This window comes from Streptomyces umbrinus, assembly GCF_030817415.1.
GTDB lineage: Bacteria > Actinomycetota > Actinomycetes > Streptomycetales > Streptomycetaceae > Streptomyces > Streptomyces umbrinus_A.
In genome coordinates this window covers 9,360,039-9,386,786 of the sequence record NZ_JAUSZI010000002.1, presented here as the reverse complement: position 1 = coordinate 9,386,786, position 26,748 = coordinate 9,360,039, and the positions used below count along the sequence as shown (strand labels likewise).

Below are 26,748 nucleotides of genomic sequence, written 5' to 3'. Positions count from 1 at the left end.
TCGTCCCATTCCTCAGGATGCTCCGTCCCCGTCGGCGTCTCGGGCCTGGTCGAGGACGCCGGGCAGGGCCCGCAGGAACACGTCCACCTCGTCGTCGCTCACGTTCAGCGGCGGCATCAGCCGTACGACATCGGGGGCGGGCGCGTTCACCAGGAGACCGGCGTCCTGAGCCGTCTGCTGCGCACGGGGCGCGAGCGGCTCGGTGAGCACGATACCCAGGAGGAGACCCGCTCCCCGGACATGGTCGATCAGCGGGTGGCCGAGCGTCTCGATTCCGTCCCGCAGCTTCTCGCTCGTCCGCTTCACGTTCTCCAGCAGCCCCTCCGCCTGGATCGTGTCGAGGACGGCGAGTCCGGCGGCGCAGGCGACCGGGTTGCCGCCGAACGTCGTGCCGTGGTGGCCGGGCTTCAGCAGCTGCGCGGCCCGGCCGAAGGCGACGGTCGCGCCGAGCGGAAGCCCGCCGCCGAGCCCCTTGGCGAGCGTGACGACGTCCGGCAGGACACCCTCGTGGGCCTGGTACTCGAACCAGTGCCCCGTCCGGCCGACACCCGTCTGCACCTCGTCGAGGACGAGGAGCGTACCGGTGGCGGCGGTGATGGCACGGGCCGCCTTGAGGTAACCGGGCGGCGGTACGACCACGCCGTTCTCGCCCTGGACCGGCTCGATGACGACCAGCGCCGTGTCCTCGGTGACGGCGGCGGCGAGCGCCTGCGGGTCCCCGTACGGCACATGCGTGACGTCTCCTGGCAGCGGCAGGAACGGCTCCCGCTTGCCCGGCTGGCCGGTGAGCGCGAGCGCGCCCATGGTCCGGCCGTGGAAACCGCCGTCGGTGGCGACCATGTGCCCGCGGCCCGTGAGCCGGCCGATCTTGAAGGCGCCCTCGTTGGCCTCGGCCCCCGAGTTGCAGAAGTAGACGCGGCCGTCCCGCCCGAAGAGCTGGAGCAGCCGTTCGGCGAGCGCGACGGGCGGCTCGGCGACGAAGAGGTTGGAGACATGGCCGAGGGAGGCGATCTGCCGGCTGACGGCCTCGACGATCGCCGGGTGGGCGTGGCCCAGCGCGTTGACCGCGATCCCGCCGACGAAGTCCAGGTACTCCTTGCCGTCGGCGTCCCACAGCCTGGTGCCCGCGCCCCGGACGAGGGGCAGCCGCGGGGTGCCGTAGTTGTCCATCAGCGCGCCCTGCCATCGCTGGGTGAGCTGTTCGTTGGCGGTCATACGGCTTCCCCCTCATGCCTGTGCGGCTCATGACTGATCGGCTCATGCCCGTGCGGCTCTTGCGCGTCCGGCACGACCATCGTGCCGATGCCCTCGTCGGTGAAGATCTCCAGCAGGATCGAGTGCTGGACCCGGCCGTCGATCACCCGGGCGGTGTTCACGCCGTTGCGGACGGCGTGCAGACAGCCCTCCATCTTCGGCACCATGCCGCTGGCCAGTTCGGGCAGCAGCTTCTCCAGCTCTCTCGCGGTGAGCCGGCTGATGACCTCGTCGGAGTTCGGCCAGTCCTCGTAGAGTCCCTCGACGTCCGTGAGGACCATCAGTGTTTCGGCACCCAGCGCCGCAGCGAGTGCCGCAGCCGCCGTATCAGCATTGACGTTGTAGACATGTCCGTCGTCCTGGCTACGGGCGATCGACGAGACGACCGGGATACGGCCGTCGGCGAGCAGTGCCTCGATCGCGCCCGTGTCGATCGCGGTGATCTCGCCCACCCGCCCGATGTCGACCAACTCCCCGTCGATCTCGGGCTGGTGCTTGGTGGCGGTGATGGTGTGCGCGTCCTCGCCGGTGAGTCCCACGGCGAGCGGTCCGTGCTGGTTGAGCAGCCCGACGAGTTCACGCTGGACCTGTCCGGCGAGCACCATGCGTACGACGTCCATGGCGTCCTCGGTGGTGACCCTCAGGCCCGCCTTGAACTCGCTGACGATGCCGTGCCGGTCCAGGGCCGCGCTGATCTGCGGGCCGCCGCCGTGCACGACCACGGGCTTGAGCCCGGCCTGGCGCAGGAACACGACGTCCTGTGCGAACGCGGCCTTCAGGTCCTCGTCGATCATGGCGTTGCCGCCGAACTTGATGACGACCGTCCTGCCGTTGTGCCGCGTCAGCCAGGGCAGCGCCTCGATGAGGATCTGCGCCTTGGGCAGTGCGGTGTGCTTGCGAGTCGAAGACTTTCGCTCTTCTGAGTGATTGACCGTCATAGCCGACTTTCGGAAGGATCTCGGATCAGCCGCCGGGCGGGCGGTGTTGGCCTGCGGAGGCGATGTAAGACTCATCCCGGACTCGTCCGGGGCGAGCGGTCGCCTGAGAAACAGGAACTCTCGTCGGCGACGACGAGGACCCGCGACAACCAAGCGGGCACGTCAAGAGGAGTACGCGCTGTTCTCGTGGACGTAGTCGGCCGTTAGGTCGTTCGTCCAGATCGTCGCAGACTCACCGCCTGCCGCGAGGTCCGCGATGATGTGGACCTCGCGGTAGCGCATGTCGACCTTGTCGCGGTCCTCGCCGACGCCACCGTTCTTGCAGACCCAGACGCCGTTGATCGCGACGTTCAACTGGTCGGGCTCGAAGGCGGCTCGGGTCGTGCCGATGGCGGACAGGACGCGGCCCCAGTTGGGGTCCTCGCCGTGGATCGCGCACTTGAGGAGGTTGTTGCGGGCGATGGAGCGGCCCACCTCGACGGCGTCGTCCTCGCTCGCCGCGTTGACCACCTCGACCTTGATGTCCTTGCTGGCGCCCTCGGCGTCCCGGATGAGCTGCTGAGCGAGGTCGTCACAGACCTTCCGTACGGCCTCGGCGAACTCCGCGTCGTCCGGGGTGACCTGGGAGGCTCCGGAGGCGAGCAGCAGCACGGTGTCGTTGGTCGACATGCAGCCGTCGGAGTCGACCCGGTCGAAGGTCGTACGGGTGGCGGCGCGCAGGGCCCTGTCCAGTACGTCGCTCTCGACGTCGGCGTCCGTGGTGAGGACGACCAGCATCGTGGCGAGACCGGGGGCGAGCATGCCCGCGCCCTTGGCCATGCCGCCGACGGTCCAGCCGTTGCCGCCCGCGACCGCGGTCTTGTGGACGGAGTCGGTGGTCTTGATGGCGATGGCGGCCTTCTCGCCGCCGTGCGGGCTGAGTTGGGCTACTGCCTTGTCGACGCCCGGCAGCAGCTTGTCCATCGGCAGAAGCAGGCCGATGAGGCCTGTGGAGCAGACGGCGATCATGCCTGCGGCGTGACCGCCCGTCTCGTCCAGCCCGGCGGTGTTGAGGGACTCGGCCACCTTCTCCGCGGTGGCGTGGGTGTCCTGGAAACCCTTCGGGCCCGTACAGGCGTTGGCGCCACCCGAGTTGAGGACGACGGCGGTCAACTCGCCGCCCTTCAGGACCTGTTCCGACCAGAGCACCGGCGCGGCCTTCACACGGTTGGAGGTGAAGACGCCCGCCGCGGCCAGTTTGGGCCCGTTGTTGACCACGAGGGCGAGGTCCGGGTTGCCGTTCTCCTTGATGCCTGCTGCGATGCCGGAGGCGGTGAACCCCTTGGCGGCGGTGACACTCACGGTGCGACTCCGATCGTGGAAAGGCCCGTGGCCTCGTCGAGCCCGAGGGCGATGTTCATGCTCTGGACGGCACCGCCCGCGGTGCCCTTGGTGAGGTTGTCGATGGCGCTGATCGCGATGATCCGGTGCGCGGCCGCGTCGAACGCGACCTGCACCTGAACGGCGTTGGAACCGTAGACGGACGCGGTCGCGGGCCACTGGCCCTCGGGCAGCAGATGCACGAACGGTTCGTCGGCGTAGGCCTTCTCGTACGCGGCCCGTACGGACTCGGCCGTGACGCCCTCGCGCGCCTTCGCCGTGCATGTGGCGAGGATGCCGCGGGGCATCGGGGCGAGGGTCGGGGTGAAGGAGACGGTGACGGGCTCACCGGCGGCCGCGCCGAGGTTCTGGATCATCTCGGGGGTGTGCCGGTGGACGCCGCCGACGCCGTACGGGGACATGGAGCCCATGACCTCGCTGCCCAGCAGGTGCGCCTTGGGCGCCTTGCCCGCTCCGGAGGTCCCGGAGGCGGCGACGATCACGGCCTCGGGCTCGGCGAGAGAGGCGGCGTACGCCGGGAAGAGCGCCAGCGAGGCGGCCGTCGGGTAGCAACCGGGCACCGCGATGCGCTTGGACCCCTCCAGCGCAGCGCGGGCACCCGGCAGTTCGGGGAGGCCGTAGGGCCAGGTCCCGGCATGCGCCGAGCCGTAGAACCGCTCCCAGTCGGCCGCGTCCTTCAGCCGGAAGTCGGCCCCCATGTCGACGACCAGTACGTCAGGCCCGAGTTTCTCGGCGACGGCGGCGGACTGGCCGTGGGGCAACGCGAGAAAGACGACATCGTGCCCCGCGAGGACCTCGGGTGTGGTCTCCTGAAGCACGCGGTCGGCGAGCGGCAGCAGATGCGGCTGCAGCGCACCGAGCCGCTGCCCCGCGTTGGAGTTTCCGGTCAGAGCGCCGATCTCGATCTCGGGGTGCGCCAGGAGCAGACGCAGCAGTTCCCCGCCCGCGTACCCACTCGCTCCGGCCACTGCCGCACGTACCGCCATGGAACCCTCCTCTTGGATGGCATGACTATACGTTTCGCTGCACGTTTATGCAATCTCAGGGGTGTGGCGCGGGACAGGGGCCGCGACCTGCGGATGTCGTCGCAGAGCGGGTGCATAGGATCGCCGGCATGGCACTGCGACCTGTTCAGGTGAACATCAAGGCTCTCGATGGCTTGGCGGTCGGCCGGTTCTGGGCGGAGGCACTCGGCTGGAGTGTGTTCAGCCCCGGCGTGACCACCTACGTCGGACCCGGCGGCGACCTCGTCCGGCCGCACCCGGTCGCCGTCTGCATCGACGTCGCTCCCGTCCCGGAACCCAAGACGGCGACGAAGAACCGTACGCACCTCGATCTCGCCACCACCTCCGCGGGCCATCAGACGGAGCTGGTCGCGCGCCTGAAGGCGCTCGGTGCGAAGCCTGTCGACGTGGGTCAGCGAGACGTGCCGTGGACGGTCCTCGCCGACCCCGAGGGCAACGAGTTCTGCGTGCTGGAGCCGCGGGACGTCTACCGGGACACCGGGCCGATCGCCGCGGTGGTGGTCGACTGCGTGGATCCTCGGGCCATGGCCCGGTTCTGGGGCGAGGCGACGGACTGGACCCTGCACGAGGTGACCGACGATCACGCGTCGCTGCGCTCCGCCAAGGGTGGCGGCCCGTATCTCGAGTTCCTCCGCTCGCCCGACGTGAAGACCGTGCCGGACCGCATCCACTTCGACCTGCTGCCCTACCCCGGCGACGACAAGGCCGCAGAGGTGGACCGGCTGCGCGCCCTCGGCGCCATCGACCTCGACCTCGGCCAGGGCGACGTCCCGTGGACGTGCCTGACCGACCCTGAGGGCCACGAGTTCTGCGTCCTCGCCCCGTCCTGACACGGCACCTCGACGACACCCCGACACCTGAGCCCTGCGGGCGTCGCTGAACGTCTTCTTCTCCACCCGGCTCCTGTGGGGGATCATGCCCGTGGGCTCCGACCGGGCCCACGGGGTGGGGACGGGCGGAAACGGGGTGCGGCGGATGGTGTCGCTGGAGTCGAGGGAGCGGTGGCGCTTCGCGTCCGGCCACGGGGGGATGTCGAGGCCGGCCGTGGCGGACGGCGTCGTGCACGTCAGCAGCGGGCCTGAGCTGTATGCCCTGGACGCGGCCACCGGGCAGCAGCGGTGGAGCTTCGTCACCGGTCATGACCGGATCAGCCCGCTGGCGCCGGTGGTGGCCGGCTCGGTGGTCCACTTCGGCAGCGACGACGCGATGGGCGTCGTGTACGCGTTGGACGCACCCACCGGGCGGCAGCTCTGGAAGGCCGGTACCGGTGCGCCCGTGAGCTCACGTGCCGCCGTGGCCGACGGGATGGTGTACATCGGCAACGGGAACGGTCTGCGGGCCCTCGACGCCACCACCGGGGAGCAGCGATGGGAACTGACCGGCGGCGAGGTGCTCGGATGCCCGGCCGTGGCCGACGGGGTGGTGTACGCACACGTCGGCGGGGAGCGCGACAACAAGGGTCTCCATGCCGTGGACGCGGCCACCGGGGAGAGGCGCTGGCGGTTCACCACCGGCCGCGAGTGGAACGAGGCATCGGTGCCGGCGGTGTCCGGGGGAACCGTCTTCCTGAGCAGCGGAAGCAGCCTGTACGCGGTGGACGCCCACGACGGGCGGCGGAAGTGGGAGTGCCGCACCGGCCACTATGTGACCGCCTCCCCCGCAGTCGCCGACGGCCTTGTGCACTGCGGCAGTTGGGACAACCATCACTACGCGGTGGATGCCGCCACCGGCGAGCCGCGATGGCGGTTCGCCGCCGACGGGGCGGTGGCGTCCTCGGCGGCGGTGGCCGACGGGCTGGTCCACTTCGGCTCCTGGGACCACCACCTGTACACCGTGGACGCGGCCACCGGCGCGTTGCGCGGGAAGTTCCCAGCGGGTCACCGGGTGGGCTCGCCGACGGTCGTGGACGGCGTGGTCTACGTCGGCACCCTCAACGGCCACCTCCTCGCCCTGCGATCTCCGACCACCGAGCCGGAGCGCACCGGGGACTGAGCGCCTCCTGCCGAGGTCAGCGCCCGGTTCCGGCGGCGCGGCTACTCCGGCGTCGGGGTGCGCACCCGGTCACGGCCGAGGTACCTGCCCGGGTGCACAGGAGGTACGGGCGGCCCAGGAGCCCGTTCGGAGCCTGGGCCGCCCGCCCGGTCACCCCTTCTTGATCCGCAGGAACGTCACCGAGTTCGCCGGGAAGGTGTACGTGAACCTGTCGGCCACTCCCGAGAACGTGGACGTGACCGGCGCGACGGGCGCCTCCGTCTCGGTGTTCACGGCGTCGGGCGCGGCGGCCAGCGTGGTCACCCCGGCCTTCGGGCGGACCTTCGCGCCGCCGAGGTCGATCGCCGTACGGGCGTCCGCCGCCTGGGCGTTGACCACCTTGACGATCAGGTCACCGGTCCTCTTGTCCTTGGTGACCACCTGCCGGAACGGCTCGGCCGGCTTGTCGTCGGTGAAGCTGCCCCACTCCTTCCCGTCGAGGAGGAGGGTCACCTGTCGGCCGCGCACCTTGATGTCGATGTCGTAGGCGCGGCCCGTCTCGATGGACCCGGCCTTGGAGACGAGCGTCGACTTGCCGCCGTCCACGGCCTGTTCGACCGCGGACTGGGTGTTGTTCCAGCCGCCCAGGTTCCACCAGTAGTAGTTGCCGGTGTCCTTGACGCCGAAGGCGACGAGGAAGCCCTCCTTGCCGGACTTCTTGGTGGCCTTCACATGCAGGTCGTAGTCGTGCCAGGCCGGGTCGCCCGCGGAGACCATGGTGTTCTCGGCCGCCTCGTCGCTCTGCACGTACTGCCCGTCCTGGACGCTCCAGCTGCCGCCTCCCGTGTGGGTCCACTTGGAGGCGTCACCGGAGAAGTCGTCGCTGAGCAGCGCCGTACCGTCCGCACCGGTCACCGACACATCGTCGTACGCGGCGGTCGTCGCCCACGTCGACAGGCCGACCGCGCCCGTGATGGGCCCGCTCAGCGAGGGTGTACCGGTCGCGGTCGAGGGCACGACCCGGTCGCCGACGTTGCGCATGAAGAGCTTCTGGACCTCGTAGTTGGCCGAGTTCCAGGACGCGTGGTTGTTGAACCAGATCAGGTCGGGGCGCCACTGCACGTAGTCCTCGTTGGCGAGCAGCGGGGCGTACGAGGCGAGCTTCACGATGTCCGCGTTGCGCTCCAGGCCGGTCATGAACGCGGCTTCGGAGAGGGCGTTCTTGAAGGTGTTGCCCTGCGAGGCGTACTCGCCGAGGAAGACCTTCGGCCCGTTCCTGTCGTACGAGTCGTAGCGGTCGTTGTTCTGGAGGAACCACTGCGGGCTGTTGTAGTAGTGCTCGTCGACCATGTCGACGTTCGCTTCCCGGTTGAGCTTCCAGGCCGTGTCGAACGTCGAACCGCTGTCGTCCGGGCCGGAGTTGGAGACGACGGTGATGTCCGGGTACTTCGCCTCGATGGCCGCGCGGAACTTCTTGAAGCGCTCGAAGTACTCGTTCGGCAGGTTCTCCTCGTTGCCGACCGCGAGGTGCGTGAGGTGGAAGGGCTTCGGGTGACCCGCCTTCGCCCGCTTCCGGCCCCACTCGCTGGTCACGGGACCGTTGGCGTACTCGATGAGGTCCAGGGTGTCCTGGATGTGCCGCTGGAGGAGCGCCTCGTCGTCGACGGCCCTGTTCTGGCCGCAGCCGGTGACGAGCGCGGGCACGACGGGCAGCGGCATGGCGCCGATGTCCTCGGAGAACTGGAAGTACTCGTGGTAGCCGAGCCCGTAACTCTGGTTGTAGCCCCAGAAGTTGGCGTTCGTCGCCCGCTGCTCGACGGGTCCGACGGTGTCCTTCCACTGGTACGAGCGCTTGCGCTCCCAGTTGGAGGCCTCGCTGTAGTCCTGCATGGAGCCCGTGTTGACCAGGCAGCCGCCCGGGAAACGGACGAAGGCGGGGTCGAGGGCGGCGATCTTCTGGGCGAGGTCCTTGCGCAGACCGTGGCCCTTGTACGTGTCGCGCGGGATGAGCGAGATCATGTCGAGCGCGACGGGGCCGGCGGCGGCCACGGTGAGCCGGCCGGTGGCGCTGGTACGGGTCGCGGTGAAGCGTGCCGTGTACTTCGCCCAGCCGCCGCGGGCGGTCACGCGCCTGGCCTCGGCGAGTTCGCCGTCGGCGTCCTGGAGAGTGACCGTGAGGGCCGGTCTTCCCTCCGCTCGGGCCCACACCGAGACGTCGTAGACCTTGCCCTTCTCGACCGAAATACCGGTGTTGTAGCCGGAGTTGGTGACGGACGAGCCGCCGTCCAGGGCGAGGTAGGTGCGGTTGCGGGCGTTCAGTCGGCCGTCGTCGTCCACGGTCTTCGCGGTGCCGGTGGCCGCCCAGGAGGTGAGCGACGTGTACGAGCCGTTGTCGGCCTTCGAGTACTCGAAGGACCGGTTCTGCACGAGCTCCGCGTACAGGCCGCCGTCCGCGGCCCGGTTGATGTCCTCGAAGAAGACCCCGTACATCGTGTCGTCGATCTTCGCGCCCGAGGTCTTCGGGTCGACGGTGATCGCGTAGTCGGTGGTGTCCTCGGCGGTGACGTCCTCGGCGGCGGCGTTCACCGGGGCCGGGACGAGGAAGGACGCGGCCAGCAGTGCGGTGGCCGTCAGAGAGAGTCTCCAGCGGGTGCGGGTGCGTGACATGGATCCTCCGCGGCTCTAGAGGGGGTCAGCAAGCGAGATCAATTCGTTCGGGATATCGGACGCTGATCAATACTTCGAACGGCAAGATAGGTAGAGGACAGGAGCACGTCAATGGGTTGCACAGGAGAGGCCGGGGAGGCGGAGGGGATGTCCGAATACTGGCCGGTGACCGATGTGCTGGCGTATCTGACGGGCAGTTGGCGCGTGGAACGTTCGGTGCGGGATCTCGCGAGCGGGGCCCAGGGCTCGTTCAGCGGGACGACGGTGTTCGAGCCGCTCGACGACGAGAAGGGGCTGCTCCACCACGAGTCCGGCACCTTCGTGTGGCAGGACGTGACCCGCCCCGCCGAGCGCACCCTGCGGTTCCTGGCGGACGGCGACGGAGCCGGCCGGGCCGACGTACGGTTCGCGGACGGCCGCCCCTTCCACGACCTGGACCTGACCTCCGGGCGGCACGTCACCGACCATCCGTGCGCGGCGGACCTCTACCGGGGCGAGTTCACCGTGCGCGACGCTGACCACTGGCGGACGGTGTGGCGGGTGGGCGGCCCCACCAAGGACCTGCTCCTCACGACGGACTACACGCGGGACACCGGACAGGACCCCGAGCACGCCTCCAAGCGCAAACCAGGGCAGGGCTAGAGGCGTTCGGACTGCGCCTCGAAGCGGAGGTTCCAGCGCCCGGCCCGGCCGGTGAGCGTGGCCGTCGACAAGGGGCGGACGTCGAGGTTCCAGTACGCCGACGGGTGCGTCTTCAGGACGTAGACGAGGGCGGCCCGTACGACGGCGGGCTCGGCCACCGCGACGATACGGCCCCCGTCGTCGGCCGGGCGGGTGTCGAGCCAGCCGCCCACCCGCTGGATGAACTCCACCAGCGACTCCCCGCCGTGCGCCGCGGAGTACGGGTCGGCGAGCCAGGCGTCCACGGCCTCGGGTTCGCGGGCCATCGCCTCGCCGAGCGTCAGCCCGCGCCAGCGCCCCATGTCGCAGTCCCGCAGGGCCGGCTGGGCCAGCGGCGCGAGGCCCAGCGCGTCACCGGTCGCCCGGCTGCGCGGCGTCGGCGAGCAGTACCGCAGCTCGGCCGCCGCCAACGGCACCAGCATGTGCGCGACGCGCTGCACCTCGCCCCAGCCCGCCTGGTCAAGCGGCCGGTCGTCGTCGAAACGCTCGGCGAGCAGCGAGGAACTGCGGGCGGCGGCGACCAGCGTGACCCGAACATGCATGCGGCGATGGTGGAGGGCGGGACTCCGCAGGTCAAGAGGTGATCGGCAGCGCGCACGGAATGCTCACGGACGGTGGATCGCCAAGGACCCGGTGCCATCGGATCTCCGGGTCCGAGCGGGGCCCGGCTCAGGCCCGGAGCACCTCGTCACAGGCTGCCCGCAGCCTCCGTACGCCCTCTGCGATCTCCGCCGTCCCCGCGACCGCCGCGAAGCTCAGCCGCAGGTGTGCGGCCGGGGGTTCGGCGCTGAAGTAGGGGCGGCCCGGGGTGACGGCGACGCCCGAGCGGAGCGCGGCGGTGAACAGGGCCTGTTCGTCCGTGCCGTGGGGGAGGCGCAGCCACAGGTGGTAGCCGCCGGACGGGATGTGGGGCAGGGCGAGTTCGGGAAGGTTCAGAAGGAGTGCGGCGGTCATCGTGTCGCGGCGGTTCCTCAGCTCGGTCGCGACGGCACGCAGATGCCGTGGCCAGGCGGGCGAGCCGACGAGTTCCAGGGCCGCCTCCTGGAGCGGGCGCGGCACGAAGAAGGTGTCGACGACCTGGATCGCCCGCAGCCGTTCGAGTACGGGGCCGCGGGCGGCCAGCGCACTCACCCGGAAGCTCGGCGAGGTCGCCTTGGTGAGGGAGCAGACGTGCACGACGACTCCGTCGGGGTCCTCCGAGGCCAGCGGACGCGGCAGCGGCCCAGAGTCCTCGTGCACGAGTCGGCGCACGAAGTCGTCCTCGATGACGAACGCGCCCGCGTCGCGCGCGATCCGCAGTACCTCGCCGCGTCGCTCGGGGGCGAGCACCGCGCCGGTGGGGTTCTGGAAGAGCGGCTGGCAGACGAAGACGCGGGCGCCGGTCGCCCTCAGGGCGTCGGCGAGCAGCGCCGGTTTCACACCGTCCCGGTCCACGGGCACCGGCACGGGTCTGAGGCCGGCGGCGCGGGCGATCGCCAGCATGCCGGGGTAGGTGGGCGACTCGACGAGGACCGGAGCGCCGGGCGGGGCGAGCGCGCGCAGCGCGGTGGTCAGCCCGGACTGGCCGCCGGCCGTGATGAGCACCTCGGCGGCGGTGACGGCACCGCCGATGCCCCGCGCGAACCACTCGCGCAACTCCGGCAGCCCGTCCACGGGCGGACGCCCCCAGGCGCCGGGGCGGCGGCCGGCTTGGGACAGGGCGGCGGACATCGCCCGCTCCGGCTGGAGCGAGGGGTGCAGATAGCCGCCGTTGAACTCGACGACTCCCGGCGGCGGGGCGGCGAGCGTGGCGACCACCGCGGAGGCGTCCACCGTGCGCGGTACGAGTTCGGCGGCGGAGTCGGCGCTCAGCGCGACCTCCTGCCAGGACGTGTCCCCGACGGCCGGCCCGGCATCGCGCGGCGCGGCCCGGAACGCGCCGGCTCCGGGCCGTGTGACCACCAGCCCCTCGGCGGCCAGTTGAGCCAGCGCCCGGGACACGGTCACGGGACTCACTCGGAACCGCTCAACGAGGGCCCGACTGGACGGCAGCTTTCCACCTGGAGAGTAGCGGTTCAGCTCACCCCTCAACCGATTGGCCAGATCACCGACACTGCTACGCTCTTGCATGAGAGCACAGGATAGCGCTACTGCGCAGACCGCGATAGCGGTGCCCGTCGCCCCCGGACCCGGTCGGCCCGCCACGGGCCGGGGCTCCGCCGCGAGGGCCGGCACCCTCCAGGCCACCCTCGGCGTCACGGCGTTCTCCCTCACCTTCCCGGCCACCGCCTGGGGTCTTGAGGGGTTCGGCCCCTGGTCGCTCGTCGCCGTACGGACCGTTCTGGCGGCCGTCATCGCGGGCGGCTGCCTGCTCGCCCTGCGGGTACCGCTCCCCGGCCGCCGTCACTGGGCGGGCCTGGCCGTCGTCGCCGCCGGAGTCGTGCTCGGCTTCCCACTGCTGACGACCCTCGCCCTGCAGACGTCGACCACCGCGCACGCCGCGGTCGTGGTCGGACTGCTCCCCCTGACCACGGCCCTGTTCTCGGCCCTGCGCGTCGGCACCCGCCCCTCGCGCACCTTCTGGGTCGCGGCGTCAGCGGGCGCGGCCGTGGTGATCGCGTTCACCGTGCAGCAGAGCGGCGGCGCGCTGACCAGCGCGGACGCCTATCTCTTCGCGGCATTGCTGGTCTGCGCCGCGGGATACACGGAGGGCGGCCGGCTGGCCCGCGTGATGCCGGGCTGGCAGGTCATCGGCTGGGCGCTGGTCCTGTGCCTGCCGGTGACGGTTCCCGTGGCCGTGGTCGCGCTGTCGTACGAGCCCGTGCAGCTGACCGCGCACAGCGTGACCGGGCTGCTGTGGGTCGCGGCGGGCTCCCAGTTCGTCGGTCTGGTCGTCTGGTACCGCGGCATGGCGGCGATCGGCATCCCGAAGGCCAGCCAGTTGCAGTTGGCCCAGCCACTGCTCACACTGGTGTGGTCGGTGCTGCTCCTGGGCGAGCATCTGACACCGGCCGCACCGCTGACGGCTGCGGCCGTGCTCGTCTGCATCGCCGTCACCCAACGGGCCCGGGGTTGACCGGCCCGTACGAGCCGGTACCAACCCGTGTCACCCGCCGTAGACTTACGGCCACCAACCGCTACTCCCGTGCGAAACGAGGAGGCCCTACAGATGCAAGCAACCGTAGGCGACCAACTGCTGGTGCACGGCAGGATCGTCGGGCAGCACGACCGGGTCGCGGAAGTCATCGAGGTGCTCGGGCAGAAGGGCAGCCCCCCTTACCGGGTCCGCTTCGAGGACGGCCACGAGACCCTGATGTCACCCGGCCCCGACTGCGTGGTCCAGCACCACAAGGACACAGCCCACTAGGCCCTGCGCGCGGGCTTCGCCGGCTGCTTGTAGTGGTCGGCGACCACGCGTGCCATGGCCCCGATGCTGTCGGCCGCCACTTCCCTGGCGGAGAAGAACACATGCCCGCGCACCTCGGGATGGTCCCGCGCGAAGGTGAGGTGGCGGGACAGCTCGGCCACGTCCTGCCAGGCTGCGGGCTGCGCGGGGTCACCGGCCTTGTAGAGCGCCTCACCGACGTACAGCTTCGTGCTGCTGCCGCGCGCGGTCTCGGCCCACCAGGGGACCAGCTTCGCGTAGTCCGCGGCGGCGAAGCCGATGTTCCAGTAGAGCTGCGGGACGATGTAGTCGATCCAGCCCTGCCGGACCCACTTCCTGGTGTCGGCGTGCAGATCGTCGTACGTCTGCACCCCGGCCCGGGTGTCCGAGCCCCGTGAGTCGGTCGTGGCGTTGCGCCACACCCCGAAGGGGCTGATCCCGAACTTCGTGCCCGGCCGGACCTTCTTGATCCGGGCGGCCGTCTCCAGCACCAGCCGGTCGATGTTGTCCCGCCGCCAGGCCGCCCGGTCGGCGAAGCCGTCGCCGTACTTGGCGTACGCGTCGTCGTCGTCGAAGACCTGGCCCGCCACCGGATACGGGTAGAAGTAGTCGTCCCAGTGCACGGCGTCCACGGCGTACTTCTTCACCGCGTCGAGCATCGCGTCCTGGACGAACGTGCGGACCTCGGGCAGACCCGGGTTGTAGTACAGCTTCCCGCCGTACGGCACGACCCAGTCGGGGTGCTTGCGCGCGGGGTGCGAGGCGACGAGCTTCGTCGGGTCGGTGTGGTTGGCGATCCGGTACGGGTTGAACCAGGCGTGCAGTTCCAGACCGCGCGCGTGGGCCTCCTTCACCGCGGTGCCGAGCGGGTCCCAGCCGGGGGCCTTTCCCTGGACACCGGTGAGGCACTGGGCCCAGGGCTCGTACGGCGAGGACCACAGGGCGTCGGCGGTGGGCCGCACCTGGAAGATCACCGCGTTCAGCCGGCGCGCCACCGCCTGGTCGAGGTGCCCGAGCAGTTCGGTGCGCTGCCGGTCCGCGGTCAGCCCGGGCTTCGAGGGCCAGTCGCGGTTGGCGACGGTCGCCACCCACATGCCGCGCAGCTCGCCTCCCGGAGCGCGGCGCTTGCGGGGCCGGGAGTCGTCGCCGGATCCGTCGCCCCCGGAGACATCCACCGCCGCCGTCAGTCCCGCCGTCACGAGTCCCGACAGCCCGACCGCCGCGGCCGTCGCGAATCCCCGACGTGACATACGCCCCATGCCGCACGCTCCAAACACTCCGGGTCCGCCTGGTCACGGACCGTTTCCACCGCACAGCATGCCCGACCCGGCCGGACGATCGTGTGCAGTTCCGGAGTAACGTGCGTGGCGGTGACAGGCGCCGTACGGGGACCTGTCTGGCCAGTGACGAGTGAGAGCGAAAGGGACGATGTGACGGACATCCCGGCGGGAGACATTGCACGCGTCGGAGTGGTGGGCTGCGGCCAGATGGGGGCGGGCATCGCCGAGGTGTGCGCCCGCGCCGGCCTGGATGTGAAGGTCGCCGAGACCACCGGTGAGGCGTTGGAGATTGGCCGGACCCGGCTCTACAACTCGCTCTCCAAGGCGGCCGAGCGCGGCAAGATCTCCGAGGAGGAGCACGATGCCACCCAGGCGCGGCTCTCCTTCACCACCGACCTCGGCGAGTTCTCCGACCGCGATCTGGTGATCGAGGCGGTCGTCGAGAACGAGCAGGTGAAGACCGAGATCTTCCAGGTGCTGGACCAGGTGGTGACCCGGCAGGACGCGATCCTCGCCTCCAACACCTCCTCGATCCCGCTGGTGAAGCTCGCCGTCGCCACGTCGCGTCCCGACCAGGTCATCGGCATCCACTTCTTCAACCCGGCCCCGGTGCAGAAGCTCGTCGAGCTGATCCCGGCGCTCACCACGTCCGAGGGCACCATCAGCCGGGCGCAGTCGCTGGTCGAGAAGATCCTCGGCAAGCACGCGATCCGTGCGCAGGACCGCTCGGGGTTCGTGGTCAACGCGCTGCTGATTCCGTATCTGCTCTCCGCGATCCGGATGTTCGAGTCCGGGATGGCGAGCCGCGAGGACATCGACAACGGGATGGAGCTGGGGTGTGCCCATCCCATGGGGCCGCTCAAGTTGTCCGACCTGATCGGGCTCGACACGGTTTCGTCTGTCGCGTACTCGATGTACGAGGAGTACAAGGAGCCGCTGTATGCGGCTCCGCCGCTGCTTCAGCGGATGGTCGACGCGGGGCGGCTCGGACGTAAGTCCGGCTCCGGTTTTTATACGTACGCCTGATTTCCGCGTAACCGCCTGAGCGGACGCTCCCGCGGGTTGTCCGTTGTCTGCGGGTTCGTTGGGGCTTGTCGCGCAGTTCCCCGCGCCCCTCACGGGGCTTGGCTACTGTCCGTATAACCTCAGGCCGACGCGGGCCCGGCTCCCTTTGGGGGGCCGGGCCCGTGTCATTCACACACCGTGTGCGTGGCGGGCTCGCATATGCCCCTCGCACACTCTCCCCACGCGTCCACCAGGCGAGTTGACTTTCCGTGCGCATGAAGCGGATGTGCCGACTACGGAAAGGAGCGGACCCGTGACCGCCGACCCGGAGCATCCCGTGGTCCAAGGAGAACTCGCAGAGTTACGCCGCAAACTCGATGTGGCTCATGCCCGCGTCGAGGGCGGCCTGGCTCTGCTCAGCCATCGTGCCGAACAGACCGCCAAGGAAGTGAACGACCTGAGCGCACGCATCGTCACCCTGGAACACACCCGCTGGCCGTTGCGTGCGGTAGCGGTCGTCACGGCCGTGGGCGCGCTCGCCGTGGCGGTCTATCAGGCTCTGGGCCGCTGAGGCCCCAGGACGCGGTGGGGGGATCAGGGCAGAGCGTCCTGCCCGAGCCTCAGATGGTGCAGGAGGAGCAGCGCGGCTGCCATGTTGGCGGCCGGGACCTCGCCGCGGGCGACCATGTCGGGGACGAGCTTGAGGGGAACCCATTCCCGACGGTCCGACTCGAAGTCGTCCACGGGATGCCCGATGTACGCGCCTTCGTCGGCCCAGTAGATGTGGTGCCGTGCGTCGGTGAGCCCGTTGGAGGGCTCGACGCTCATCAGATGGCGCAGGGGTCCCGGTCGCCACCCGGTCTCCTCCTCCAGTTCGCGGGCCGCCGCGACGGCGATGTCCTCGCCGTCCTCGACGACACCCGCGGGAAGCTCCCATCCCCAGCTGTCGGTGATGAAGCGGTGCCGCCACAGAAGCAGCACCTCGTTCGCCTCATTCACCACAGTGGCCACGGCGACGGGCCGCAGCCGTATTAAGAAGTGATCGAGGTGCCGACCGTCCGGCAGCTCGACATCTGCGAGATTGACGCTGAACCAGCGGTTTGCGTACACAGTTTGTTCGTTCAGTTTCGTCCACTGCACTTTTCTGCCACCTTCCGCCGAGTAGATGGCAATATGGCAGCAGGAGCGTCTTCACAGCGCAGCGGCAGGCGCAGAGTTGCCCACCGCGGGGAGGCTCGGGGCTCCCGGCGGTGGTCGGAACGTCTAGAGCGGTACGCGCAGTGCCCCGTCGATGAGTTCGGCGGCCTCGGAGGTGCCCGCGCACCCGTTGGCCACCAGGTGTTCGCGTACCGCCCGCAGTCTGTCGCGCAGCCGCTGGGACTCCATCCCCCGGGCCCGCTCCGCCATTTCGACCGCGGTGACCACCGCCTTGTCGGCGTTGCCCTGGCGCAGTTCGATCTGGCTGAGCATCGCGAGCCGGTGCACCCTGCCCCGGTCGTGCGCCGGATTGTCCACGGCCGCCGCGGCGTGCTCCCGCGCGGCCGACAGATCGCCGAGGCTCAGGAGTGCCTCCGCCACCTGTACGTTCACCAGACCGGGTTGGACATAGCCGGTCTCGTCCGGTTCGTGGCCGCGCCGGATGCGCTCGGCGGCCTGCTCGGCACGCCGGATGCAGGACAGCGCGCTGCTGCCGTCGCCGAGGTGTGCGTACGCCTTGGCCTGCATCGCGTAGAGGTCCGACGCGAGCGCCGGAGTGATGTGCCTGCCCGCGGCGCGCAGCGCGGCCTCCGCGAAGGCGACCGCCTGCCGGTGCTCGCGCATGAACAGCGCCTGGTTGACGAGGAGCGCGATGACGTAGGCGCCAAGTCCCCTGTCCCCGCTGGCCTTAGCGAGTCGGAGTGCCTGGTGGAAGTACCGCTGGGCCAGGCCGTGCGCGTCGGAGTCGTAGGCGCAGATGCCCGCGATCGCCACCAGGCCGCCGGTGGCCCGGTGCAGCTGGCGGCCGGTGGCGTCGGTGTAGCTGCCTCTGAGGAGCGGCGCGGTCTCGGAGTTGAGGAAGCCGACGATGCGGGTACGGGTCGCCACGCCACCGGCCTTGCGATACATCTGCTCGTAGTGGGCGCGGGCGGCGCGCAGCATCTCGATGTCGGACATGCTCACGCGGTGCCGTCCGCCGCGCGAGACGTCCACGTCCTCGGGCGGGTTCTCCCACTCCCACACGGGCATCACGGCGGGCGTGCCGGTGACGGCGGGGGCGCCCAGGATGTGCGGGCGCTGCTGTTCGTCGGAGCGCCACAGCGCGGTGGCGCGCTCCACGAAGCCGGAGAGAGTCGTGCCGTGCGGGGTCGCCGGTTCGCCTGGCACGCCGAGGCCGATGTCGTCGAGTGTGACGGGCCGTTGGAGCCGGCCGGCGAGCACCTCGCAGATCAGGTCGGGCACCTGGCCGCGTGGTCGCTGCCCCTTCAACCACCGCGCCACGGCCGTGTGTTCGTAACGGAGTGCGAGGCCACGAGCCCGGCCTGCCTGGTTGACATGGGCGGCGAGTCCCGCGTGCGAGACGCCGGCCTCGTCGAGGATCGCGTCGAGCAGAGTGTTGGGCTGCATGAATGCCATCCGGTGGCTCGGTGCAGACGATGCTGCATAACGTAGCGCCTCCGTCTTCACACGGGGTGTGAACGGAGTGCCCGAATCCGGGCAGTACGCGCGCTGTTGCGGAGAGTTGCTACCCGGTTGACTGAATTGCCTCGTAAGAGGCCGGCCGGGCCGCCGGCTCCCCCTCGTACAGTGCGGCGGCCCGATTCGCGCCGTCCGCCCAGCTGCCTGCCCGACACTCCGTGGCGGGGCGGACGGCTCCGCCGGGTCGTTCCACTGGGCTGGGGCCGGACGACCGAGCACCGGACGACTAAAGGTGGTTGGTCGGCTGCGGGTCCATCGTGGCTTGTCGCGCAGTTCCCCGCGCCCCTACGGGGGCCCGATCGTGCTGACGATCGTTGCGCAGGACCAGTACGGCTACGTCGTCCGTCGGGAATCCTCCCGCGTGGCGCAGTAGTTGGGTGAAGACCGTGCGGAGTACGGACTGGGGTGAGAGCGGCTGGGAGCGGGAGGCCTCGGCCAGGGCGGCGCCCAGTGGAAAGAACCGGCCGGCGCCGTCGCGGGCGTCCTCGATACCGTCGGTGTGCAGGAAAAGCGTCTCGCCGGGCCGGAAGGGCCCGCAGTGGACGACGGGCAGTTCGGCGGGGAGGGGGAAGAGCCCGAGGGGAGGCAGGGGGTCGCCGACGGCGAGGTGCTCCACCTGTCCTCGTACCCCGACCGGTTCCGTGTGGTGGCGCAGGAGATACGGCCACGGGTGACCGCAGTTGAGGGCACGCATCTCGCCGTCGGGGCCGATCTCCAGGAGCAGGACGGTGACGAACTCCTCGGCGACCGGGTTGTCGGGGTCGAGCCCGGACGAGGGGTGCTCGGCCTTCGCGCGCTCCCGCAGATGGCGGGCCATGGCGCGCTCCAGCCTCCGCAGTACGCCCGCGAGTTCGGCCTCGTCGTGGACGGCCTCGCGGAAGCTGCCGAGCACGGCGGCGACGGTACCGAGGGCGGCGAGCCCGTGCCCGCGGACGTCGCCCATCACGATCCGCACACCGTGCTCGGTGCCGATCACCTCGTACAGGTCTCCCCCGACGGTGGCCCCGCGGTCCGCGGAGAACTGCGCCGCGGCGATGTTCAGCCCGTCGACGCGTGGCGGCAGCGGGCGAAGGAGGGCGCCCTGGGCAGCACCCGCGACCTTGCGGATCTGCCGGAGTTCGCGCAGCAGCCCTCGTCTGACGTGCATCATCAGGCCCGTGCCGACGGCGAAGAAGACGGCGCAGCTGACGATCCGGGCACCGAGCCCGTCCTCCTGGGCGAGCGGACAGGCCAGTTTGTACGTGATCGCCGCCGCGCCCCACACGGCGGGCAGCCCCATCTCCAGCATCCGCCGCAGTCGTTGCTGATCCCGGCCGAGCCGCCGGGCCTCGCTGCGGCCCGGCCGGCGGGCCCCGGCCCGGCGCAGTCTGTCGGCCTGTGTGCGACCGAGCGTCCGGGAGACGGTTTTCCGCCATCGTGTCCGGTGGCTCACTCCGGGACTGGCCCGACGGAAACCCCCAGCCTTGGTATGGATCATGCCGATGGCCCCCTAAGGCCCTGTCCAGCGCAGGCACCGGCCTGTTCGGCCGGATCGATTCTGTCGACCGCCTGCCCCGATCGGCCGGATCGCCCACACTTGTCACCCATATGAGTGAGGTGACTACGAACAGCGCCCATAAGGGGCGCGGGGAACTGCGCGACAAGCCACGACGCACCCGCAGCAAGCCATCAACCCGCAGTTCCCCGGCACCACTTACAAAGAGCTAGCTCCGAAGAACAGCCCCCGCACGCTCACCCGCGAGGGCAACCGCAGCGTCACGAGCCGCGGAAGCCTCGTCCACGGTCAACGTGCGATCATCCGCGCGGAAGCGCAACGCGTACGCCAGGGACTTCCGCCCCTCACCGAGCTGCTCGCCTTCGTAGACGTCGAACAGCCGGATGGACTCCAGCAGTTCACCCGCCCCCTCGCGGAGCGCGGCCTCGACGTCGGCCGCCGGGACGTCCCCTGAGACGACCAGCGCGACATCCTGCGTGGCGACCGGGAAGGTCGACACGTGCGGGCCCTTGGGCAGCCCCGCGCTCGCCTGCTCCAGCACGTCCAGGTTCAGCTCCATCGCACAGGTGCGCGCGGGCAGCCCCAGGGCCTTGAGGACACGGGGGTGCAGCTCGCCCGCGTACCCGATGACCCGCTCGTCGTTGTCGACGACGACGGCGAGCTCGGCGCAGCGGCCCGGGTGCCACGGCCCGTACTGGCCCTGGCGCACGAGGAGTTCGGTCCCCGCCTCGTGGGCGAGGGTGCGCGCGGACTCGACGGCGTCGGCCCAGTCGGCCGGGCGGCCCTTGCCCCACCAGCCGGCCTGCTCACGGGCGCCCGCGAGGACGACGGCGGCGTGCCGGGGCTGGACGGGCAGCGCGTCGGTGAGGGAGGCGATCTCCTCGTCCGTGGGACGGCGGTCGACGGGCAGCCGCACCGCGACGCGCAGCTCGTCCTGCGGGTGGAAGACCAGGCCCGTCTCGAAGAGCGCCAGGTCGTGCGAGCCCCGCCCGTCGTTGCGGCGCAGGGCCTGGAGGAGGCCCGGCAGCAACGTCGTACGGAGCGCGGGCTCCTCGTCGGAGAGCGGGTTGACCAGCTTGACGACCCTGCGCTTCGGGTCGTCGGCGGCCAGACCGAGCTGGTCGAAGACGTGCTCGCCGATGAACGGGTAGTTCAGCGCCTCGACATAGCCGGCGCCGGCCAGCGCACGGCCGACCCGGCGGTGCAGCCGCTGCCGGTCGGTGAGGCCGAGGCCCGCGGGGGGCTTCGGCAGCGTCGAGGGCAGGTTCTCGTAGCCCTCGAGCCGGATGACCTCTTCGGCCAGGTCGTTCGGGTCCGTCAGGTCGGGCCGCCAGGACGGGACAGTGACGATCAGCTCGTCCTGCCCGTAGACGTCGCAGCCGACCTGCTGAAGACGGCGTACGACGGTCTCGCGGCCGTAGTCGACGCCCGCGACCTTGTCCGGGTGGTTCGCCGGGATGCTGATGGTGTGCGGCGCCGAGGGCGCGATGACCTCGGTGACGCCCCCGTCGGCGGTGCCGCCAGCGAGGAGGACCAGCAGGTCGACCGTGCGCTGGGCGGCGGCGGACGTGGCCTCCGGGTCGACGCCCCGCTCGAAGCGCTTGGACGCCTCGGAGGCCAGCTTGTGACGGCGGGCCGTGCGCGCGATGGAGATCGGGTCGAAGTGCGCGGCCTCGACGACGACCTCGGTGGTGGTGCCCTCGGTGTCGTCGATCTCGGTGTTGGCACCGCCCATGACACCGGCCAGGCCGATCGGCCCACGGTCGTCGGTGATCACCAGGTCCTCGGCGTCCAGCGTGCGCTTGGTGCCGTCCAGGGTGGTGAGCTTCTCGCCCGGCTCGGCCCGGCGCACACCGATCGTGCCCTGGACGCGGGTGCGGTCGTACGCGTGCAGGGGCTGACCGAGCTCCAGCATCACGTAGTTGGTGATGTCGACGGCCAGCGAGATCGGGCGCATGCCCGCCTTCTGGAGGCGGCGCTGCAGCCAGATCGGGGAGCGCGCCTCGGGCGACAGACCGGTGACGGTGCGCGCGGTGAAGCGGTCGCAGCCCTGCGGGTCGGAGACCTGCACGGGGTAGCCGAACGCGTTCGGACCCGGTACGTCGAGCAGCGCCGGGTCGCGCAGCGGCAGGCCGTACGCGGTGGCGGCCTCGCGGGCGACACCGCGCATCGACAGCGCGTAGCCGCGGTCGGGCGTGACGGCGATGTCCAGGACCTCGTCGACGAGTTCGAGCAGTTCGACGGCGTCCGTGCCGACCTCGTGCTCGGGCGGCAGGACGATGATGCCTCCGCTGCCGTCGTCGCCCATGCCCAGCTCGTCGCCGGAGCAGATCATGCCGTGCGAGGTCTTGCCGTACGTCTTGCGCGCGGCGATCGCGAAGTTGCCGGGCAGCACCGCGCCCGGCAGGACCACGACGACCTTGTCGCCGACGGCGAAGTTGCGGGCGCCGCAGACGATCTCCTGCGGCTCACCGGTGCCGTTGGCGGTGCCGACGTCGACGGTACAGAAGCGGATGGGCTTCTTGAAGCCCTCCAGCTCCTCGATGGTCAGCACCTGGCCGACGACGAGCGGCCCCTTGAGGTCGGCGCCGAGCTGCTCGACCCTCTCGACCTCCAGGCCGGCGGAAACGAGCTTGGCCTGCACATCGCGGCCGGTCTCGGTGGCGGGGAGGTCGACGTACTCCCGCAGCCAGGAAAGCGGGACCCGCATCAGATCTCCATCCCGAACGGCCGGGTGAACCGGACGTCACCCTCGACCATGTCTCGCATGTCTTCGACGTTGTGGCGGAACATCAGCATCCGCTCGATGCCGAACCCGAAGGCGAATCCGCTGTACTTCTCGGGGTCCACACCGCAGGCGGTCAGCACGCGCGGGTTGACCATGCCGCAGCCGCCCAGCTCGATCCAGCCCTCGGAGGAGCAGGTGCGGCAGGGGCGGTCGGGGTTGCCGACGGACTCGCCCTTGCAGACGTAGCAGAGCATGTCCATCTCGGCGGACGGCTCGGTGAACGGGAAGTAGTTCGGGCGCAGCCGGGTCTTCATGTCCGCGCCGAAGAGCGACTGGACCATGTGGTCCAGGGTGCCCTTGAGGTCGGCCATGGTCAGGCCCTCGTCGACAGCGAGCAGCTCGATCTGGTGGAAGACCGGGGTATGCGTGGCGTCCAGCTCGTCCGTGCGGTAGACGCGGCCGGGGCACACGACGTAGACGGGCGGCTCCCGGTCGAGCAGCGCGCGGGCCTGCACGGGCGAGGTGTGCGTGCGCAGCACGACACCGGACTCGCCGTCGGTATCGGCACCCTTGGGACCCTGCACGAAGAAGGTGTCCTGCATCTGCCGGGCCGGGTGGTCCGGGCCGAAGTTCAGAGCGTCGAAGTTGAACCACTCCGCCTCGACCTCGGGGCCCTCGGCGATCTCGTATCCCATGGACACGAAGACGTCCGCGACCCGCTCCATCATGGTGGTCAGCGGATGCCGGGCACCGGACGGTACGCGGTCGTGGGGCAGCGTGACGTCCACGGCCTCCTCGACCAGCACGCGTGCGTCGCGCTCGGCCTCCAGTTCGGCCTGGCGGCCGGCGAGCGCCTTGTTCACCGCGCCACGGGCCTGGCCGACGAGCTTGCCGGCGGCGGCCTTGGCGTGCGGGGGCAGGGCGCCGATCTCGCGGTTGGCGAGGGCCAGCGGCGAGGCGCCGCCGGTGTGGGCGACCTTGGCCTCCTGGAGCGCGTCGAGGTCACCGGCGGCGGCGAAGGCGGCGAGCGCCTCGTCCCGCATGCGCTCGATCTCTTCCGGTTTCAGTGCCTCGACCTCAACAGGGTCGTACGACTTGTTCGGTGCCGACATCTCTTCCCGTGCTTCCGATTGGTTGGCCAACGGTCCCCGTCGCGACTCGCGGGACGCCCTGTCCCTGAAAAGGGGACGCAAAGGTGCCAAAGGCCGAGTCTAACGGGGGTGAGGTGTGCGAATGCGCCCGTGGGGGCCTCTCAGCGTTACTGCAAGTACGCCGGGGTGCCCACGGGCAACGTAAATCGGAACTGTGCGCCGCCCTCGGGGGCGCGGCCGACCGTGATGGTGCCGCCGTGGGCCTCGACGATGCCCTTGACGATGTAGAGGCCGAGGCCGGTGCCACCGCGCTTGCTGCCCCGCCAGAAGCGGGTGAAGACGCGGTTCATGGACTCCTCCGGGATGCCGGGGCCTTCGTCGCTCACCGTGACCGACGTGCAGGCGTCCTCTCCTTCGCGGAGTGACGGCGCGGGCTCCACGTCGATGGTGACGGTTCCCTCGCCGTGCCGCACCGCATTTTCCAGCAGGTTACTGAGCACCTGGTCGACCTTGTCGGGGTCGGCCCACAGATCGGGCAGGGGCTGGCCGATGCGGAGCAGGAAGCGGTCGGCCGACTGGCCGGAGGCGACGTACGCCTGGATGTGCCGGCCGACAGCGGCACCTATGTCGACGGGCTGGCGGCGCAGTTCCAGGCGCCCGGAGTCGATGCGCGAGATGTCGAGGAGCTCGGCGATGAGGCGGGTGACCCGGTTGGCGTCCGCGTCCACCGTCTCCAGCATCAGCTTCTTCTGGTCGTCCGTGAACCGCTCCCACTTGGCGAGCAGCGTCGCCGTGAAGCCCTTCACGGAGGTGAGCGGCGAACGCAGCTCGTGGGCGACCGTGGCGATCAGTTCCGCGTGACTGCGCTCGGTGCGACGGCGGGCCTCGGTGTCGCGGAGGGAGACGACGACGCGGCGGATCGGGCCGGTGGGCCGCACCCGCACGTAACGTGCCGAGACCAGGACCTCCCGGCCCCCGGGGAGCAGCAGATTGCGCTCGGGCTGTCCGACCCGGATCGCCAGCCCGCCGTACGGATCGGTCAGCTGCCACCAGCGGCGGCCTTCGAGGTCCTCTAACGGCAGGGCCCATTCGAGATGCCGGCCGAGGGCGTCGGCGGCGGGAGTGGCGGTGATGCGGGCGGCGGCGGCGTTGAAGCAGATCACCCGGCCACGCTCGTCGGCGATCACGAGTCCGTCGGGCAGTTCGTCCGGGTCGAGGCCGAGTTCGGCGAGATCGCCGTGCCGGGACGCGGGCGCGCTCCGCACGTCATGTGCCCGCAGTGCGCTCTTCGCACCGCTCGTGCCGACACTCATCCCCGTACCCCACCTCTCGTCTGGCGCAGGGCCCCCGAGCCCGTCACCCTACTAGCTGGGAGTGACGGAACGGACCCCCTCAGGAACCAGCACGGCGGGCACGCTGCGCACGAGCCGACGCGTAGAGACATACGGCGGCCGCCGTCGCGAGGTTCAAGCTCTCGGCCTTGCCGTGAATGGGTACGCGCACAACGGCGTCCGCCAGCGCACGCGTCTCCTCCGGGAGCCCCCACGCCTCGTTCCCGAAGACCCAGGCGGTGGGCCCGCTCATGGTGCCCTTGTCGAGTTCGTCGTCGAGGTCGTCCTCGCCCGCGCCGTCGGCGGCGAGAATCCGCACCCCGGCGTCCTTCAGCCCCTGCACCGCGTGCTCCACGGGTACGCCGACCGCGACGGGCAGATGGAACAGCGAACCGACCGACGCCCGTACGGACTTGGGGTTGTAGAGGTCGACGGACGCGTCGGTGAGGACGACGGCGTCGGCGCCCGCGGCGTCGGCGCAGCGCAGGACGGTGCCGGCGTTCCCGGGGTCCCGGACGTTCGCGAGTACGGCGACCAGCCTGGGCCCGGCCTTGAGGATCTCCTCGAACGGCGTGTCCAGGAACCGGCAGATCCCGACGAGTCCCTGGGGGGTGACGGTCGTCGAGATGTCCGCGATCACGTCCTCGGCGGCGAGGTGCACCCGGGCCCCGGCGTCCCGGGCCTCCCCCACGATGTCGGCATACCGCTCGGCGGCCTCCGGCGTCACGAAGAGCTCGACCAGCGTCTCGCCGCCGTCCCCCCGATGCCCGGCGGCCTCCCGCACGGCCTGCGGCCCCTCCGCGAGGAACAGCCGCTCCTTCCCCCGGAAGTTCCGCCTGGCAAGCCGCCGGGCGGCGGAGACGCGCGCGGAACGGGGGGAGATCAGCTCGGGGCCGACAGGCATGGATTCACCTTTGGTTCACGGATGGGGCACGTCACTGCCCTGCTTCACGGGTCTGGACGGGTCCGGGCAAGTCGTTCCGCCGGGTTCACGGGGCCGGGGCGGGCCCCCGTTTCCGCCGCGCCGGCGCTCAGCGACGACGGCGGATCCCGGCGGTGCCGAACCGGCCGGACGCAGCGCAAACACATATGGACCCGCAAGCCCTGAGGCGAGCGGGTCCACAAGCTAGTCCGGCCAAGGCCAGCGCCAGCGTCACGCAGCCTTCGGCGCGTTGACGTCCGACGGCAGCGCCTTCTGCGCGACCTCGACGAGCGCGGCGAACGCGTTGGCGTCGTTGACGGCCAGCTCGGCGAGGATCTTGCGGTCCACCTCGATGTTGGCGGCCTTCAGACCCTGGATGAGGCGGTTGTACGTCATGCCGTTCTGGCGGGCCGCAGCGTTGATGCGCTGGATCCACAGCTGACGGAAGTCACCCTTGCGCTTCTTGCGGTCGTTGTAGTTGTAGACCAGCGAGTGGGTGACCTGCTCCTTGGCCTTGCGGTACAGGCGCGAACGCTGACCGCGGTAGCCGGAGGCCGCCTCGAGGATCGCCCGGCGCTTCTTGTGGGCGTTGACTGCCCGCTTGACGCGTGCCACTTGTTAACTCCTTGTAGCGGGGCCGTGGTGGTCGTCACACGGCCCGAATTCGATTGGGTCCCGGTCCAGACGTACGGCGCCGAGGCGCCCGGACGTCACTTGCCGAGAAGCTTCTTGATCTTCTTGGCGTCGCCCGGGGCCATCTCGGCGTTGCCGGTCAGGCGGCGCGTCACGCGCGACGACTTGTGCTCGAGCAGGTGGCGCTTGCCGGCACGCTCGCGGAGCACCTTGCCGGAGCCGGTGATCTTGAAGCGCTTGCTGGCACCGCTGTGCGACTTGTTCTTCGGCATAGCGCCGTTCTCTCCTCGTCAGTGGCGCTCCTGTG

General features: G+C 70.6%; 24 protein-coding genes. 7 read left to right on the top strand and 17 right to left on the bottom strand.

Translation table 11 applies throughout. The features are described 5' to 3' along the window. Window positions 1-12: 12 nt before the first annotated feature. From QF035_RS41425 to argC, 4 genes are all read right to left on the bottom strand, one after another. Window positions 13-1,215: an acetylornithine transaminase gene (locus QF035_RS41425; RefSeq protein WP_307526498.1), complete on the bottom strand. Its 1,203-nt coding sequence runs from the start codon at window positions 1,213-1,215 to the stop codon at window positions 13-15. After that, window positions 1,212-2,192 (bottom strand): acetylglutamate kinase, encoded by a 981-nt coding sequence (gene argB, locus QF035_RS41420; protein WP_307526496.1) that lies wholly within the window; start codon window positions 2,190-2,192, stop codon window positions 1,212-1,214. The genes QF035_RS41425 and argB overlap by 4 nt, the downstream gene beginning before the upstream one ends. 162 nt (window positions 2,193-2,354) lie before the next feature. Beyond that, window positions 2,355-3,533, bottom strand: coding sequence for a bifunctional glutamate N-acetyltransferase/amino-acid acetyltransferase ArgJ (argJ, locus tag QF035_RS41415; RefSeq protein ID WP_307526494.1), 1,179 nt, complete (start codon window positions 3,531-3,533; stop codon window positions 2,355-2,357). Then, a complete protein-coding gene (gene argC / locus QF035_RS41410) occupies window positions 3,530-4,558 on the bottom strand; it encodes an N-acetyl-gamma-glutamyl-phosphate reductase (RefSeq protein WP_307526492.1) in 1,029 nt (342 codons plus the stop codon). The genes argJ and argC overlap by 4 nt, the downstream gene beginning before the upstream one ends. A 128-nt stretch (window positions 4,559-4,686) precedes the next feature. Here argC and QF035_RS41405 point away from each other — a divergent pair, with 128 nt between their 5' ends. Together QF035_RS41405 and QF035_RS41400 are read left to right on the top strand one after the other, a co-directional pair. Then, complete coding sequence (locus QF035_RS41405) at window positions 4,687-5,427, top strand: VOC family protein (protein ID WP_307526490.1); 741 nt, start codon at window positions 4,687-4,689, stop codon at window positions 5,425-5,427. Window positions 5,428-5,512: 85 nt separating this feature from the next. Continuing rightward, window positions 5,513-6,589, top strand: coding sequence for an outer membrane protein assembly factor BamB family protein (locus QF035_RS41400; protein ID WP_307526488.1), 1,077 nt, complete (start codon window positions 5,513-5,515; stop codon window positions 6,587-6,589). A 150-nt stretch (window positions 6,590-6,739) separates the two neighbouring features. On the opposite strand, the gene QF035_RS41395 is transcribed toward QF035_RS41400, so the two are convergent. Then, a complete protein-coding gene (locus QF035_RS41395; RefSeq protein WP_307526486.1) occupies window positions 6,740-9,235 on the bottom strand; it encodes an alpha-L-arabinofuranosidase C-terminal domain-containing protein in 2,496 nt (831 codons plus the stop codon). 147 nt (window positions 9,236-9,382) lie between these two features. Between QF035_RS41395 and QF035_RS41390 the strand changes: the two genes are divergently transcribed. Then, window positions 9,383-9,877 carry a DUF6314 family protein gene (locus QF035_RS41390; RefSeq protein WP_307526484.1) on the top strand — a complete coding sequence of 165 codons (495 nt, stop codon included), beginning with the start codon at window positions 9,383-9,385 and terminating at the stop codon, window positions 9,875-9,877. On the opposite strand, the gene QF035_RS41385 is transcribed toward QF035_RS41390, so the two are convergent. Next, window positions 9,874-10,458 (bottom strand): histidine phosphatase family protein, encoded by a 585-nt coding sequence (locus QF035_RS41385; RefSeq protein ID WP_307526482.1) that lies wholly within the window; start codon window positions 10,456-10,458, stop codon window positions 9,874-9,876. The two genes, QF035_RS41390 and QF035_RS41385, sit on opposite strands and share 4 nt — an antisense overlap. A 127-nt stretch (window positions 10,459-10,585) precedes the next feature. Next, complete coding sequence (locus tag QF035_RS41380; RefSeq protein ID WP_307526480.1) at window positions 10,586-12,025, bottom strand: aminotransferase-like domain-containing protein; 1,440 nt, start codon at window positions 12,023-12,025, stop codon at window positions 10,586-10,588. Here QF035_RS41380 and QF035_RS41375 point away from each other — a divergent pair. Both QF035_RS41375 and QF035_RS41370 read left to right on the top strand, forming a co-directional pair. Then, the gene (locus QF035_RS41375; RefSeq protein WP_307526478.1) at window positions 12,024-12,971 is read left to right on the top strand and encodes a DMT family transporter; all 948 of its coding nucleotides are present in this window, start codon (window positions 12,024-12,026) and stop codon (window positions 12,969-12,971) included. The genes QF035_RS41380 and QF035_RS41375 overlap by 2 nt on opposite strands. Before the next feature lie 93 nt (window positions 12,972-13,064). After that, entirely contained in the window at window positions 13,065-13,262 is a 198-nt protein-coding gene (locus tag QF035_RS41370) for a DUF1918 domain-containing protein (RefSeq protein ID WP_307526476.1), read from the top strand. Here QF035_RS41370 and QF035_RS41365 read toward each other — a convergent pair. Beyond that, window positions 13,259-14,539, bottom strand: coding sequence for a glycoside hydrolase family 10 protein (locus QF035_RS41365; RefSeq protein ID WP_307526474.1), 1,281 nt, complete (start codon window positions 14,537-14,539; stop codon window positions 13,259-13,261). The two genes, QF035_RS41370 and QF035_RS41365, sit on opposite strands and share 4 nt — an antisense overlap. Window positions 14,540-14,710: 171 nt before the next feature. On the opposite strand from QF035_RS41365, the gene QF035_RS41360 reads away from it, so the two are divergent. Together QF035_RS41360 and QF035_RS41355 are read left to right on the top strand one after the other, a co-directional pair. After that, window positions 14,711-15,586, top strand: a complete 876-nt coding sequence (locus tag QF035_RS41360; RefSeq protein ID WP_307531808.1) for a 3-hydroxybutyryl-CoA dehydrogenase — start codon at window positions 14,711-14,713, stop codon at window positions 15,584-15,586. Between the two features lie 292 nt (window positions 15,587-15,878). Further along, window positions 15,879-16,136, top strand: coding sequence for a hypothetical protein (locus QF035_RS41355; RefSeq protein WP_055613885.1), 258 nt, complete (start codon window positions 15,879-15,881; stop codon window positions 16,134-16,136). 23 nt (window positions 16,137-16,159) lie between these two features. On the opposite strand, the gene QF035_RS41350 is transcribed toward QF035_RS41355, so the two are convergent. From QF035_RS41350 to rpmI, 9 genes are all read right to left on the bottom strand, one after another. After that, entirely contained in the window at window positions 16,160-16,705 is a 546-nt protein-coding gene (locus tag QF035_RS41350; RefSeq protein ID WP_055613886.1) for an NUDIX hydrolase, read from the bottom strand. A gap of 123 nt (window positions 16,706-16,828) precedes the next feature. Then, a complete protein-coding gene (locus tag QF035_RS41345; protein ID WP_307526471.1) occupies window positions 16,829-18,169 on the bottom strand; it encodes a transcriptional regulator in 1,341 nt (446 codons plus the stop codon). Between the two features lie 298 nt (window positions 18,170-18,467). Further along, window positions 18,468-19,529, bottom strand: a complete 1,062-nt coding sequence (locus QF035_RS41340; RefSeq protein ID WP_307531806.1) for a PP2C family protein-serine/threonine phosphatase — start codon at window positions 19,527-19,529, stop codon at window positions 18,468-18,470. Window positions 19,530-19,944: 415 nt separating this feature from the next. Continuing rightward, window positions 19,945-22,446 (bottom strand): phenylalanine--tRNA ligase subunit beta, encoded by a 2,502-nt coding sequence (gene pheT / locus QF035_RS41335; RefSeq protein WP_307526469.1) that lies wholly within the window; start codon window positions 22,444-22,446, stop codon window positions 19,945-19,947. Then, window positions 22,446-23,576 (bottom strand): phenylalanine--tRNA ligase subunit alpha, encoded by a 1,131-nt coding sequence (gene pheS, locus QF035_RS41330; protein ID WP_307526467.1) that lies wholly within the window; start codon window positions 23,574-23,576, stop codon window positions 22,446-22,448. Before pheS ends, pheT begins: the two co-directional genes overlap by 1 nt. A gap of 146 nt (window positions 23,577-23,722) precedes the next feature. Next, on the bottom strand, window positions 23,723-24,868 hold the full coding sequence (locus QF035_RS41325; protein ID WP_143635565.1) for a sensor histidine kinase: 1,146 nt from the start codon (window positions 24,866-24,868) through the stop codon (window positions 23,723-23,725). 79 nt (window positions 24,869-24,947) lie between these two features. Continuing rightward, window positions 24,948-25,790 carry a TrmH family RNA methyltransferase gene (locus QF035_RS41320; protein ID WP_307526465.1) on the bottom strand — a complete coding sequence of 281 codons (843 nt, stop codon included), beginning with the start codon at window positions 25,788-25,790 and terminating at the stop codon, window positions 24,948-24,950. A gap of 249 nt (window positions 25,791-26,039) precedes the next feature. After that, a complete protein-coding gene (rplT, locus tag QF035_RS41315; protein WP_003970214.1) occupies window positions 26,040-26,423 on the bottom strand; it encodes a 50S ribosomal protein L20 in 384 nt (127 codons plus the stop codon). Between the two features lie 95 nt (window positions 26,424-26,518). After that, complete coding sequence (gene rpmI, locus QF035_RS41310) at window positions 26,519-26,713, bottom strand: 50S ribosomal protein L35 (RefSeq protein ID WP_019065473.1); 195 nt, start codon at window positions 26,711-26,713, stop codon at window positions 26,519-26,521. Window positions 26,714-26,748: the final 35 nt, after the last annotated feature.

What these genes read in the sequence shown, in the direction of transcription:
- QF035_RS41375 (WP_307526478.1), top strand. Translation starts at nt 12,024, where the DNA reads ATGAGAGCACAGGATAGCGCTACTGCGCAGACCGCGATAGCGGTGCCC.
- QF035_RS41405 (WP_307526490.1), top strand. Translation starts at nt 4,687, where the DNA reads ATGGCACTGCGACCTGTTCAGGTGAACATCAAGGCTCTCGATGGCTTG.
- QF035_RS41380 (WP_307526480.1), bottom strand. Translation starts at nt 12,025, where the DNA reads ATGCAAGAGCGTAGCAGTGTCGGTGATCTGGCCAATCGGTTGAGGGGT.
- pheS (WP_307526467.1), bottom strand. Translation starts at nt 23,576, where the DNA reads ATGTCGGCACCGAACAAGTCGTACGACCCTGTTGAGGTCGAGGCACTG.
- QF035_RS41340 (WP_307531806.1), bottom strand. Translation starts at nt 19,529, where the DNA reads ATGCTGGAGATGGGGCTGCCCGCCGTGTGGGGCGCGGCGGCGATCACG.
- QF035_RS41320 (WP_307526465.1), bottom strand. Translation starts at nt 25,790, where the DNA reads ATGCCTGTCGGCCCCGAGCTGATCTCCCCCCGTTCCGCGCGCGTCTCC.
- QF035_RS41395 (WP_307526486.1), bottom strand. Translation starts at nt 9,235, where the DNA reads ATGTCACGCACCCGCACCCGCTGGAGACTCTCTCTGACGGCCACCGCA.
- QF035_RS41325 (WP_143635565.1), bottom strand. Translation starts at nt 24,868, where the DNA reads ATGAGTGTCGGCACGAGCGGTGCGAAGAGCGCACTGCGGGCACATGAC.
- QF035_RS41425 (WP_307526498.1), bottom strand. Translation starts at nt 1,215, where the DNA reads ATGACCGCCAACGAACAGCTCACCCAGCGATGGCAGGGCGCGCTGATG.
- QF035_RS41345 (WP_307526471.1), bottom strand. Translation starts at nt 18,169, where the DNA reads ATGCAGCCCAACACTCTGCTCGACGCGATCCTCGACGAGGCCGGCGTC.
- QF035_RS41390 (WP_307526484.1), top strand. Translation starts at nt 9,383, where the DNA reads ATGTCCGAATACTGGCCGGTGACCGATGTGCTGGCGTATCTGACGGGC.
- argC (WP_307526492.1), bottom strand. Translation starts at nt 4,558, where the DNA reads ATGGCGGTACGTGCGGCAGTGGCCGGAGCGAGTGGGTACGCGGGCGGG.
- argB (WP_307526496.1), bottom strand. Translation starts at nt 2,192, where the DNA reads ATGACGGTCAATCACTCAGAAGAGCGAAAGTCTTCGACTCGCAAGCAC.
- rpmI (WP_019065473.1), bottom strand. Translation starts at nt 26,713, where the DNA reads ATGCCGAAGAACAAGTCGCACAGCGGTGCCAGCAAGCGCTTCAAGATC.
- QF035_RS41385 (WP_307526482.1), bottom strand. Translation starts at nt 10,458, where the DNA reads ATGCATGTTCGGGTCACGCTGGTCGCCGCCGCCCGCAGTTCCTCGCTG.
- QF035_RS41365 (WP_307526474.1), bottom strand. Translation starts at nt 14,539, where the DNA reads ATGGGGCGTATGTCACGTCGGGGATTCGCGACGGCCGCGGCGGTCGGG.
- pheT (WP_307526469.1), bottom strand. Translation starts at nt 22,446, where the DNA reads ATGCGGGTCCCGCTTTCCTGGCTGCGGGAGTACGTCGACCTCCCCGCC.
- QF035_RS41370 (WP_307526476.1), top strand. Translation starts at nt 13,065, where the DNA reads ATGCAAGCAACCGTAGGCGACCAACTGCTGGTGCACGGCAGGATCGTC.
- QF035_RS41400 (WP_307526488.1), top strand. Translation starts at nt 5,513, where the DNA reads ATGCCCGTGGGCTCCGACCGGGCCCACGGGGTGGGGACGGGCGGAAAC.